Below are 12,441 nucleotides of genomic sequence, written 5' to 3'. Positions count from 1 at the left end.
CCGTGTGTCGCGCCACGGGTCTGGTGGCCGGGACGACGAGAGGCGGTGCCCGGCACGCGCAACGTGCCGGCCACCGCCTCTACGACTTGGTGCGTCAGGCCTTGCCGAGGATCCGGTTCAGGTTCGTACCGCACTCGGGGCACTTGGCCTTCGCCATGCGCGTGCCCTTGTCGTTGACCTTGACCTCGCCGTCGGCGGTGCGCTTGGCCTTGCACTTGACGCAGTAGAACTCGCCGCTCCAGGTCTCTGCCATGAGGGCCCTCTCCTTGCTCTGAATTCCAGCCCGGGGGTGTGGCCCCGCGGGCAGTCGTTGGATGCTAACGGCAGAGGTTCCTGCCGTAGGCCGTTCGGCCCAGTCGGGATTCACCCTACGACAGCCTGGCGCAGGCTCAAGCGCACCTCCCGGTCCGGGACCCGCCGGAATCCCGCGAGGAAAGCCTTTACCGAAACTTTCGGCGGGACGGAACAGGCTCCCGGTGAGCCGCCTCCGGAACTGCTCGGCTTCCCCTCCGAGCGTCCCCGGAAGCGGTCCGGGAGCCTGTTGGAACCGACGCTATGAGGCCGCGGCCGAACCGGCAAGCCCGGGTTGTCCACCCCTGTGGATAACTCTGTGGGCAACCTGTGGGACGCGCCGCCGGGGGTTGTGGACCGGCGGGGGAACAGGGTGTGAACAACGGGCGGCGGCGGGTTCAAAATCAGGCGCCTGACCTGCGGAAACATCGATGCACAGGATGTGGACCGAAGAAAGTTGTCCGATTCTGGGGGTACATTTTTGAGCCATGGCCGACTCTCCACCGCGCCCGATCCCGCCGTACGTGGACATCCGTCGCAGCAAGCGCCGCAAGCGCACGGTCAGCGCGTACCGCGACGGTGAGCGGGTGGTCGTGCTGATGCCCGACCGGCTGTCTGCCGCCGAGGAAGCGCGCTGGGTGGAGACCATGCTGGCGCGGCTGGAGAAGCAGCGCAGCCGATCCCGCGTGTCGGACGAAAAATTGTTGGCCAGAGCACACGAACTCGCGTGTCGCCACCTCCCAGAAGTGCCCGAACCTGCGTCCGTGAGGTGGGTTTCGAACCAAAACAGACGGTGGGGATCGTGTACTCCGGCGGATCGGTCGATCCGGTTGTCGACCCGGCTGCAGTCGATGCCGGCCTGGGTCGTGGACTACGTCCTGGTGCACGAGCTGGCCCACCTGATCGAGCCGACCCACAACGCCACCTTCTGGGCCCTGGTCCACCGCTACCCCAAGGCCGAGCGCGCCGAAGGCTACCTGGAAGGCGTCTCCGCCGCCTCCTCCCTGAACCTCGAAGACTTCTGATCCGCCCGGCTCCGGGTGGTCCCGTACGGCGTACGGGAAAGGGTGGGGTGGGGATTCCCCCAGGGTGAGCTCGGGGGCTTCCTGCATGGCCGGGACCGGGCTCCGGCGGCGAGGCTTTTGGCCGTAGCCAGCGCCACGCCAGGTGCGCTGGGTGGGGCGCCGGTCCGGCGCGGAGGGGCAGGAACGTTATGGCCAGGGGACAGATCACGGTCCGGGCGGCGCGCTGGAGCGCCACCCATCCGTGGCGGGCGATCGCGATGTGGGTGGTCGTGGTGGTCGCCTGTTTCGCGCTCGGTTCGATGACCGGCACGAAGCAGTCGAAGAACGAGGGGGACATCGGCGAGGTCACCCGGGCGGACAGCATCGTGAAGTCCGGCAACTTCGCCGACCCGGACGTGGAAAGCGTGCTGATCACGGCACCGTCCGGGCAGCTCGACCAGGCGCAGGCGACAAAGGCGGCCGGCGTTGTCGTGCAGCGGATGCGCGCCCTCGGTGGGGTCGCGGAGGTCGCGCCGCCGATGCCGGCGCCCAAGCACGACGCGGTGATCGTCAGGGTGACCCTGAAGGACGCCGCGGAGGGTACGAAGGCGGATGCTCGCGTGCAGCCGCTGCTCGACACCACCGCCCAGGTCCAGCAGCAGTACCCGGATCTCCGGATCGAGGAGGTCGGCGGCGTCTCGATCGACAAGGCGCTGACCGAGACACTGGGCAAGGACTTCAAGCGCGCCGAGATGTTCAGCCTGCCGGTGACGCTGGCGATTCTGCTGATCGCGTTCGGTGCGCTGATCGCCGCGTCCGTGCCGCTGCTGCTCGCGCTGTCCGCGGTCGCCGCCGCGATCGGTCTGGCTGCCGCGGCGTCGCAGCTGGTGCCCGCGGTCGACGCGGTCAACAGCGTGATCCTGCTGATCGGGATGGCGGTCGGCGTCGACTATTCGCTCTTCTACCTCCGCCGCGAGCGTGAGGAACGCGCCAAGGGCCGCGGTCACGTCGACGCGGTCGAGATCGCCGCGGCGACCTCCGGCCACGCCGTCGTCGTCTCCGGTACGGCAGTGATCATCTCGATGGCCGGGCTCTTCCTGGCCCGGGACGCGGTCTTCTCGTCCTTCGCGGTCGGCTCGATCCTCGTGGTCGCGGTGGCCGTCGTCGGTTCACTGACTGTGCTCCCCGCCGTGCTCGCCAAGCTCGGGCGCTGGGTGGACAAGCCGCGGATTCCGCTGGTCTGGCGACTGACCGCGAGCAAGGGCAAGCCGCGCTTCTGGCCGGCGGTGCTGAAGCCGGCGCTGAAGCACCCGATCGCCACGCTGCTCGTCGCGGTCACCGCGCTGCTCGCGATCGCGTCGCCGGCGCTCGGCATGACGCTGAAATTCCCCGGTACGGAGGACCTGCCGCGGACCACCTCGGTGATGAAGGCGTACGACCGGTTGACGGCGGCCTTCCCGAGTACGGGCACCAGCCACCAGGTCGCCGTACGTGCTCCGGCGAACGAACAGCCCGCGGTGAAGGCGGCGCTGGCTGACCTGATGCAGCGGACCAAGGGCAACAAGCTGTTTGCGGCGGATGGTCTGGAGGAGCCGCGGTTCTCCAAGGACGGCACGGTTGCGACGCTGGAGGTCGCGACTCCGTACGAGGGCGGTAGTCAGCAAGCACGCGACTCATTGGCCAAGCTGCGCAAGGATCTGATGCCGGAAACGGTCGGCAAAGTGCCTGGTGCCGAGTACGCGGTCGGTGGGTTCGTGGCCGCGGACGTCGACTACGCGGCGCATACGCGGGCGAAACTGCCGTTGGTGATCGGGTTCGTGCTGCTGCTGACGATGATCGTGATGATGGTGACGTTCCGCTCGGTGGTGGTCGCGGTCACCGCGATCGGCCTGAACTTGCTGAGTGCGGGCGCGGCGTACGGTGTCGTGACCGCGGTCTTCCAGAACACCTGGGCCGAAGGGTTGCTGCACTTCCGGTCGAACGGTGCGGTGGTGAGTTGGCTGCCGCTGTTCTTGTTCGTGGTGCTGTTCGGGTTGTCGATGGATTACCACGTGTTCGTGGTCAGCCGGATTCGCGAGGCGGTGCTGCGCGGCGTACCGACCAAGCAGGCGGTGGCCGAAGGCATCACCGGTTCGGCCGGCGTGGTCACCAGCGCGGCGGCCGTGATGGTCGGCGTGTTCGCGGTCTTCGCGACGCTCAGCACCCTGGACATGAAGCAGCTCGGCGTCGGCCTCGCGGTCGCGATCCTGATCGACGCGACGATCATCCGCGCGGTCGTCCTCCCGAGCGCGATGATCCTGCTCGGCGAAGCAAACTGGTGGGCCCCCAAGTGGCTCCGCCGCAACCCCGCCAAGCACGCGGCCCCGGCCCCGGTGGAGGAGGAGCGCGAGCTCACCCCGGTCGGTTGAACTGCCACAGGCGCTCCGCCCTTCGGGGTGGAGCGCCTGCCGTGGTGCAGGATGCCCCACATGGCAACCCGATCCGAGGTACTCGCCGAACTGACCGAAGAAGTGCTGTCCGTCACCCGTCCGCATCCACTCCGGGTCGGCATTGACGGTTGTTCCGGGGCCGGCAAGACCACCCTCGCCGACGAGCTGGCCGACGTGCTCCGCGCCCGGACCGATCGCGAGATCATCCGCGCGAGCCTCGACTACTTCAAACAAGCGCCGGCGTTGCGTACGAAGTACCCGATCGAATCGCCGGAGAGCTACTACTTTGAGATGTACGACAACGCGGCGATCCGTGAGCGGTTGTTGTTGCCGCTCGGACCGGATGGGGATCGCCGCTACACCACCGCGATCCGCGCGGCGAATGCCCAGTCGGCGCTCGATTCACCAATTGGTGTTGCGGCTGACGATGCGATTCTGCTTGCGGACGGGGCGTTCCTGCAGCGCGCGGAGCTCAACGGGTACTGGGATCTGCGCATTTACGTACACGTGAGTTTCGAGACTGTGCTTCGGCGGGGGACCGAACGTGATCAGGCCTGGATGGCCTCAGCCGAAGCCGCAGCGGAGCGCTACCGGAACAGGTACATCCCCGGCGAACGCATCTACCTCGACCAGGTCCACCCGGCCGACCGCGCCGACCTACTGCTCAACAACGAGGACCCGCACGCCCCAACCCTCACCCGCCGGCCAGCCGCCTCATAACCAGCACCCCCGCCGGCCGGCTGCCTCCTAGCCGGCTTGCTGACGGGCGCGGTGGGCGGCGGCCTTCACCCGGCTCTGGCATTGCGGCGAACAGAACCGGCGCTGCCCGTTCTTTGAGACATCAACGAACACCCGATCGCACTGCGGCGCCGCGCATACGCCGAGCCGCCCGGCCAGATCGCTGCCGACCGCGAGCGCCAACCCGGCCGCACACCCGGCCGCCCACCCGTTGGCGAGTTGCTCGTCAGGCCCGTGGAAGTGCAGACTCCACGGCCGCTCCCGGCCGCGGTCGAGCTGCGGGCGCGCGTTCGTGTCCACGAGTAGCGCGTTGATCTCCGCGGCGGCCGCGTCCAGGTCGCCGGAGTTCGCCGCCTCGAAGACGATCCGCATCCGTCCCGCCAGCCGTACCAGCCGCCGCGCGTCGTCCACCGGCACCGATGCAGCTGAGTACCCGAGCGCGGTCAGTGCGTCGGCGACGGCCCCGGTGACTGCCTCGGGTTCGTCCGCCGGCGCCTCGTACGCGACCCCGCCGGAGTACCCGTCCGTCAGCCGGTTCACGTACTCCACCGCCGCGGCCAGCACCGCCCGGGCATGACTATCAAAAGACACTTGACCAGTCATGCGTTGCCTCCTTAAGCTCGCTCGTGACCGATCATATCCATTTAGACAGTCACGGAGAAGCGCGATGAGTGCTGTGTCGACCCTGATCGCGCCCTGGCGCGGACTCTCTCCGGCGGTCTGGATTCTGGTGCTGGCCCGGGCGGTCAACAAGATCGGCGCGTTCACCCTGCCATTCCTCGGCGTGGTGCTCACGGTCGCGTTCGGCGCGTCGCTGAGTCAGACCGGGGTGATCCTCGCGGTCTTCGGCGCGGCAACGATCCCGTCCCGGCTGCTCGGCGGCCAGCTCGCCGACCGCCTCGGCCGCCGCCGGACGATCGTCCTCGGCCTGACCGGTTGCGCGATCGCCCAGCTCTGGATCGCGTTCAGCCACGCGCTCTGGTCAGCCGTGCTCGCGACGATACTGCTCGGTTTCGCGTTCGAGATCTACGAACCACCAAGTCAGGCGATGATCGCGGACGTCACCAACCCGGAAGACCGGCCCGCCGCGTACGGCCTGTACAGCGCTGCCCTCGCCGCCGCCGGCGTACTGGCCGGGCTGCTCGCCGCCGCGATCAGCCACTGGGATCTCCGCTGGCTGTTCGCCGCCGACGCGATCACCTGCCTGGCCTGCGCCGTACTGGTCGCGCTGACCCTCCCAACTGAGACACGCGAACCGAAGGAACCGACGTCGACCGTGCCGGTGTGGCGCGATCGCCGGCTGATGCTGCTGCTCGCGGGCGGCACGGTCTTCGCCACCATCTACATGCAACTCGTCATCGGCGTACCGCTGACGCTCCTCGAGCAAGGCCTGCCGAAATCAGGGACCGGCATCATCCTCGCGGTGTCGGCCGTGACCTTGATCGCTGCCCAACGCCTGCTCCGCGTGCAACAGCTCGACGACTTCCGCGCCATCGCCACCGGCTACGTACTGGTCGCGATCGGCCTGGTCGTCGTCGCGCTCGCGCACAACCTCGCGATCTTCCTCCTCGCCGCAGTCCTCTGGAGTCTCGGCGAGCTCTTCCTGCTGACCCGCTACCTCACCCAAGCCTCCGGCCTCGCGCCCGAGCGGGCCCGCGGCCGGTACTTGGCGGTGTTCGGCCTGAGCTGGGGCATCGCCACCACGATCGCGCCGCTCACCGTCACCCAACTGCTCAAAACGGCTGGTCCGGCCGGCCTCTGGCTCACGACCGCCGCGGTGGCCGCCGTACTCGCCGTGCTGCAGCCGTGGTTCAGGAGGCGACTGGCTCCAGCCTGACTGTCAGGCCCTTCGCGACGGGCGTGTTGCTGCCCTTCGCCAGGTCATCGGCCGACATCAGCACATTGGTTTCCGGGTAGTACGCCGCGACGCAGCCGCGCGCCGTCGGGTACGCGACCAGGCGGAAATGCGCTGCCCGTCGCTCGACGCCCTGGAATTCGCTGACGATGTCGACGTACGCGCCGTCCTCCAGCCCGAGCTCCGCCAGGTCGTCCGGGTTCACGAAGACGACCTCGCGGGTGCCATGGACGCCGCGGTACCGGTCTTCGAGCCCGTAGATCGTGGTGTTGAACTGGTCGTGACTGCGCAGCGTCTGGAGCAGCAGGCGACCGGGCTCGGTCGGCAGCCAGGTCAGGTCGTTCGCGGTGAACTGCGCCCGCGAGTCGGACGTCTTGAACTCGCGCTTGTCTCGCGCCGCATGCGCCAGCAGGAACCCGCCATCGCCCGCCCGCAACCGGTCCTCGTAGTTCTCGTACCCGTCCGCGACCCGCCCGATCCGCTGCCGGATCAGGCTGTAGTCGTCCGCGAAGTCCGCCCACGGGATCTGCCCGACGTCCGGCACGACCGCCTGCGCTAGCCCGCAAACGATCCCGATCTCCGACTTCAGCTCCGGCGCCGGAGGCATCAGGTTCCCCTTCGAGAGGTGTACGGCGCCCTGCGAATCCTCCACCGACACGGACTGCGGTCCGGCCGCGGTGTGATCGTGATCCGTCCGCCCGAGGGTCGGCAGGATCAGCGCCTCCCGGCCGGTGATCGTGTGTGAACGGTTCAGTTTCGTGGACACGTGGACAGTCAGGTCGCACGCGCGCAGTCCGCGATGGACGACCTCCGTGTCCGGGGTCGCGGAGGCGAAGTTCCCGCCCATCGCGAAGAACACCCGTACGTCCCCGTCCCGCAACCTCTTCACGGTTGCGGCCGCGTCGATGCCGTGCTCCCGCGGCGACGTGAACGCGAACTCGCGATCGAGTCTGTCCAGGAAGGCGTCCGGCATCTTCTCCCAGATCCCCATGCTGCGGTCGCCTTGGACATTCGAATGGCCGCGCACCGGGCACGGGCCCGCGCCCGGTTTGCCGATGTTTCCCTGCAGGAGCAGCACGTTGACGATCTCGCTGATCGTCGCGACCGCCTCACGATGCTGCGTCAGGCCCATCGCCCAGCAGATCACCGTCGCCTTCGACTTGACGAAGCGATCCGCCAACTCCTCGATCTCCGCGCGGCGCAGTCCGGTGGCCAGCTCGACGGCATCCCAGTCCAGCTCGGCGTTGTGCTTCGCGTACAGCTCGAATCCGCTGGTGTGCGACTCGACGAACGCCTTGTCCAGCACGGTTCCCGGGTTCGCCGCCTCGGCCTCGAGCAAAAGGTGGCCGAGGGCAAGGAAAAGTGCCTGGTCGCCGCCGATCCGGATGCCCAGGTGCTGGTCGGCGAGCTGCGTGCCCTTGCCGACCAGGCCGCGCGGTTTCTGCGGATTCATGAACCGCATCAGGCCGGGCTCGGGCAGCGGGTTGACCGCGACGATCGAACCGCCGTTGCGCTTGGCGACCTCGAGATGGGTCAGCATCCGGGGCGCGTTGGTGCCCGGGTTCTGCCCGACGATCACGATCAGCTCGGACTCTTCGAGCATCTTCAGCGTGACGGCGCCCTTGCCGCTGCCGATCACCCGCGACAGAGCGGTCCCCGACGACTCGTGGCACATGTTGGAGCAGTCCGGCAGGTTGTTCGTACCGTAGGCGCGGACGAACAACTGGTACAGGAATGCGGCCTCGTTGCTGGTCCGGCCGGAGGTGTAGAAAACGGCGTCGTTCGGGTCGGGGAGTGCCTTCAGATGCCGGGCGACGACCTGGAACGCCTCGTCCCAGCCGACCGGCTCGTAGTGCGTGGCGCCCTCCCGGAGCAGCATCGGCTCGGTGATCCGGCCGAGCTTGCCCAGGTCGAACTCGGAGATCCGGTCCAGCTCGGCGACCGAATGAGTCGCGAAGAACTCACGCGGCACCCGTTTCCGGGTCGCCTCCCAGGCCACCGCCTTCGCCCCGTTCTCGCAGAACTCGGCGGTGTGTTTGTGCTCCGGATCCGGCCAGGCGCAGGACGGGCAGTCGAACCCGCGATCCTGATTCATCTTCAGGAAAGCGCGCCCGCTGCGGACCGTACCCATCTCGCGGAGACCGAACTTGAACGACGACAGCACGGCCGGTACGCCCGCTGCCTTCTGCTTCGGCTGCTCGATGTCGACCATGTTTCAACCATAGATCCATCTATCGTGGCGCGCGGCCTTGATAGCCAGGACTGTGGATATCTGGGTCGTGCGCTTGGTGTGTGGGTCAGGTTCGGGCAGGAGGGGTGGTCTGCGGGCCGCCGACGGTGAGTATGGAGAGAACCCCACCATCATGAGTAGGGGATGCGGGTAACGCCTCAAGCCGTGGTCGAGTCTTGGAGCGGAGCGTGAACAGTCCGTGGGGAGTGTCGACACGTGCTCAGCTGTCCACGGCCCCCGCCGAGTGTTCACGCCCCGCCAGTTACCCGCAGTCCGGCAGTTGCCCGCGCTCCGGCAGTCTGACGCACCGACCCTGCAACCACGACTGCACCCACCCGCAGTGGACGATCGGCCCGGCCTCGCACCCGGCCGGCCCCGGCCGTGCTCGCAGCCGACAATCGGCAGCTCGACAGGTAGTGCACTCCCGAGACGCCGTACACCTCAGCCCCTTCACGCTCAAGTGCACTACCCACTCAACGCATACCTCCTGTCCACTCGCACACCACCCACCCCACAACCCAGCCACCCACTCCGCCTCACGCCGCCCCCACGCGCCCACACCCGCCCCGCACCCGCTCCGCCCCACGCCCGCCCACAACACGACGCTGCACCGTCGCGGGAGCCTTTTCCGTTCCGGGCAGGAGCCTTTCTGGCGCTATTCCAGCAAAAGGCTCCACCAGCACCCCAACGAGCGAGGGGTTCCTCCCCAAACCGGTTTGGGGAGGAACTTGCTCGTGCACCAGCGTGCCGGGCCGCAGTTGGTAACTGGGGAGAGAAGCGGCGGGTGCGGTTGCGCGGCCTGGCGCCGGCGGCCTTCGGGAACGCCCCGTTCCACCTGACCCACACATCAGTCACAAGATCCGGATATCTTCTCGGCCGGGGGAGTAGATACTGGGCCGGGACCGCGGGAGTGGCTGGGCGATGGGAGACCGGTGTCGATGAGTGACTGGGACGGAGACCGAGCGCCGATGGACAGGCGAGTCGTCGTACTCGTCGCGCCGGCGCGCGGGACCTGGGCACCACCGGGCCGTGACTCCGAGGCCTGGCGGCTGGCCCTGGCCGAGGACACGTACGAGGTCCTCGCCGCCCTGGATCGGGTCGATGTTGCCGTTGCGGTGTCCGGTGGCGACGACAGCGCAGTTGCCGAGCTCGGTGCACTCACCTGGCCGGGCACCCCCGCGTACGCCGTCGATGCCGAACGGGCTGTGCTGCACGCGGTGGAGCTCGCCGGTCCGGCCGCGGCTGTCGTAGCCGTCTCCCATGACGTACCCGACCTTCCGGGCCTGCTGATCGGCAAACTCTTTCGTGCTTTGAGCCACGCCGACATCGCCGTCACGCCCGCCGAGGACGGCTCGCTCGCGGCGATCGGTGTCAAACTTCCCGTCGCCGAGTGGCTCACCGAGCTCGCGCCGACCTTCGACACCCCGCTGGCCCTGCTGGAGTCGCGCAAACCCCGCCGCCACGCCGTCGCCACCGGCCCCGGCTGGCACCGGCTGCGATCGAACGCCGACCTGGCCCGCCTGGACCCCGGCCTGGAAGGCTGGGACGCGACCCGATCCATCCTCCGCCACGCCTGACCCGTCACCTTCCGGGTCGCCGCTCGTTCTCCATGCAACGGGGAACCAGCGGGGAACTTTCAGCTGATCGCCGATGCCGTTCAGGGGCGGTACCCGACGTCAGCGACCCCGGCCGGCCGCATCGGGGGGATGCGGCCAGCCAGGCCGGTTACGCCAGGTCGCGGAACTATGATCTGAGTCATACACCCGGAATTCGCCCGACTCAGCCGGACATCCCGGTTGTACGGTGCTGACCGTCCGCGTACCCCGTCCCGGTGGGCGTTCGGTGCCGGCGCGGCAGGCGTCTCGTTCTTCTTCATCCTGTCCGGCTTCATACTGGCCTGGTCCGCCCGCCCCGCCGACCGGGCCCGCAGCTTCCGGCGACGCCGGCTGGCTCGCTTGTACCGAGTTCACCCGGTCACTGCAGCTCTCGCGGCGGCGCTCGCGTACACAGTGGTCCCCGCTCTACGACCTGGCAGCTTGAACGAGGCTGTCGCGAACCTGCTGCTCGTCAGCTCATGGAAGTCGGAGTGGTGGCAGGCTCAATCCAGTCAGCTGGTCGCTGGTCTGCGAGGCGTTCTTCTACGCCACCACTCCCGCGCTAGCCACCACAGCCGCAACCCTCGCCATCTCCCTAACCCTCGCCTGGGCCCTACACACCCACATAGAAACCCCAGCCCACCACCTACTCCTCCGCAGTTGGAGCACCCGAGACCGACTGCTCCACGCATGGCTCTCACCCGGCCGACTTGCCCCGGACCGACTGCTCCGTGCATCGCGCCCACCGGGCCGACTTGTCGCGGACCTGCCGCTCCGGGCATGGCGCTCGCCGTGCGGGCGCCGCCTCCCGGTGCGCGGCATACGTCTTGCAACCCCCGCCGCTCGCGGCACCTAGACGCGGTCATGCCCCACGTCGGCCACGCCGGGAGGCCCTGACATGACTGCCACCACCCGCCGCCGCGCCACGGACATTTCCACCGCCCTCCTGATAACCGCACTCACCTTGACCGCCTGCACCAGCCGACCGGGCCTCGACGCCCACGGTCGGCCCGCATCCACCAGCACGGGACTGGGAGCGGGAGTCAGGGCTCGGGCCGGTGCTGGGGATCGGGCTGGGGATCGGGCTGGGGTGGTAGTTGTGATCGGAGCGTCGGTCTCCGGCGGCTACAACGCCGCGCTTGGCATGGACTGGCCCCGCGAACTCGCCACCCGCCTACGCCAACAAATCCGTCGAACCACCCGATCAACGCCAGCATCAGCGCCACCCGTCTGCTCACCGACAACGGCCCCACGATGCCCAGCTCGCTGACCCGCGAAGACAAGGACGCCCTCGCGATACCCGGAGTACGCACCGTCGTCCTCACCGACGTCATCAACGACATCCAGCAGACACCACATCAGTACAACCCAGCGGCGATCATCGCAGGCCTCAAGTTCTTCGTCGCCAAAGCCCATCGCAAAGATGTGAAGGTCATCGGCACCACCATCCCGCCCTACGGCGGCTTCGAACGCTACGAAACCGCCGGCGAAATCTGCCGCCAAGCCGTCAACGCAGCCATCCGCACCAACGAACTCTTTCAGCGATTCCCACCCCGGCTCGCAATCCGACGCGAATCAGCGACTCAGCATCCCCCAGTCGCCAACCGAACAGCCCGAAGCCGCCTGAACAGGTCAGCAGGGCATGTCGGGGCTTGAGAACGGTAAGGCCAGGGAACGGCTGGGCCAGAGCGCGGTTGGGCTAGAGGTCTCGGTGTGCGAACGCCAGTTGCGCGCTGGCTGCGAGTTGCTGCACCGAGGTGTCCAGGTCAGCGGGAAGGGCGTCGAGCGGGAACCAGGCGAGGCCATCGGACTCGTCGCTGATGGTGTGCTCGGTGTCCGCGGTGGCGATGATCAGGAACTCGACGTCCAGGTGGTACGCGCCCGCGCACCCACCGCGTTCGAGTAAGTGCCGCGACAACCGGAGAGGCTGCGGACTGATCGTCAGGTCCGTAAGCCCAGACTCCTCGGTCGCCTCACGAAGCGCGGCGCCCGCGAGCGTACGGTCGCCCGCCTCGCAGTGCCCGCCCAGTTGCAACCAGCGCCCGACTGTTTTATGAAGCGTCAGCAACGTGCGCGTACGCGATCCGTCGACCACCAATGCGCTCGCCGTGATGTGCTCCGGACGGCACGTCCTCCACATCCCATCCGAATGCTCGGCAAGATGCCGCAGGTAATGCACCCGCAACCCCTCCTGCTCCCCATCAGCCGCCCGCCACCCCTCCAAAACCCCAACCGCATCCTCAAGAAGCACCCACCAAGTCTCCCCCCCCCCCCCCCCCCCCCCCCCCCCCCCCCCCCC

The 12,441-nt window shown here is 68.3% G+C and carries 10 protein-coding genes; 6 read left to right on the top strand and 4 right to left on the bottom strand.

All coding sequences use genetic code 11. The features are described from left to right. Positions 1-94: 94 nt before the first annotated feature. A complete protein-coding gene (locus ABD260_RS35880) occupies positions 95-253 on the bottom strand; it encodes a DUF5679 domain-containing protein (protein WP_012922897.1) in 159 nt (52 codons plus the stop codon). A gap of 526 nt (positions 254-779) precedes the next feature. Here ABD260_RS35880 and ABD260_RS35875 point away from each other — a divergent pair. From ABD260_RS35875 to ABD260_RS35865, 3 genes are all read left to right on the top strand, one after another. Next, positions 780-1,316, top strand: a complete 537-nt coding sequence (locus tag ABD260_RS35875) for a M48 family metallopeptidase (RefSeq protein ID WP_344241164.1) — start codon at positions 780-782, stop codon at positions 1,314-1,316. 188 nt (positions 1,317-1,504) lie between these two features. Then, complete coding sequence (locus tag ABD260_RS35870; RefSeq protein WP_344241161.1) at positions 1,505-3,703, top strand: MMPL family transporter; 2,199 nt, start codon at positions 1,505-1,507, stop codon at positions 3,701-3,703. Between the two features lie 60 nt (positions 3,704-3,763). Next, positions 3,764-4,444, top strand: a complete 681-nt coding sequence (locus ABD260_RS35865; RefSeq protein WP_344241159.1) for a nucleoside/nucleotide kinase family protein — start codon at positions 3,764-3,766, stop codon at positions 4,442-4,444. Between the two features lie 27 nt (positions 4,445-4,471). Here the strand turns inward: ABD260_RS35865 and ABD260_RS35860 are convergent, their stop codons facing one another. Then, on the bottom strand, positions 4,472-5,065 hold the full coding sequence (locus tag ABD260_RS35860; RefSeq protein WP_344241157.1) for a CGNR zinc finger domain-containing protein: 594 nt from the start codon (positions 5,063-5,065) through the stop codon (positions 4,472-4,474). A 64-nt stretch (positions 5,066-5,129) separates the two neighbouring features. Between ABD260_RS35860 and ABD260_RS35855 the strand changes: the two genes are divergently transcribed. Further along, positions 5,130-6,299 carry an MFS transporter gene (locus tag ABD260_RS35855; protein WP_344241155.1) on the top strand — a complete coding sequence of 390 codons (1,170 nt, stop codon included), beginning with the start codon at positions 5,130-5,132 and terminating at the stop codon, positions 6,297-6,299. Here the strand turns inward: ABD260_RS35855 and ABD260_RS35850 are convergent. Next, positions 6,274-8,529, bottom strand: coding sequence for an FdhF/YdeP family oxidoreductase (locus tag ABD260_RS35850; protein WP_344241153.1), 2,256 nt, complete (start codon positions 8,527-8,529; stop codon positions 6,274-6,276). The two genes, ABD260_RS35855 and ABD260_RS35850, sit on opposite strands and share 26 nt — an antisense overlap. 986 nt (positions 8,530-9,515) lie before the next feature. Here ABD260_RS35850 and ABD260_RS35845 point away from each other — a divergent pair. Continuing rightward, the gene (locus ABD260_RS35845; RefSeq protein ID WP_344241151.1) at positions 9,516-10,124 is read left to right on the top strand and encodes a DUF2064 domain-containing protein; all 609 of its coding nucleotides are present in this window, start codon (positions 9,516-9,518) and stop codon (positions 10,122-10,124) included. A gap of 1,272 nt (positions 10,125-11,396) precedes the next feature. After that, complete coding sequence (locus tag ABD260_RS35840; RefSeq protein ID WP_344241149.1) at positions 11,397-11,798, top strand: SGNH/GDSL hydrolase family protein; 402 nt, start codon at positions 11,397-11,399, stop codon at positions 11,796-11,798. A 43-nt stretch (positions 11,799-11,841) separates the two neighbouring features. Here ABD260_RS35840 and ABD260_RS35835 read toward each other — a convergent pair whose 3' ends face one another. Beyond that, entirely contained in the window at positions 11,842-12,393 is a 552-nt protein-coding gene (locus ABD260_RS35835; protein WP_344241147.1) for an NUDIX hydrolase, read from the bottom strand. Positions 12,394-12,441: the final 48 nt, after the last annotated feature.

The organism is Kribbella hippodromi (assembly GCF_039531045.1).
In the GTDB taxonomy this organism is placed as follows: domain Bacteria; phylum Actinomycetota; class Actinomycetes; order Propionibacteriales; family Kribbellaceae; genus Kribbella; species Kribbella hippodromi.
This window is presented reverse-complemented; position numbering and strand designations above follow the sequence as displayed.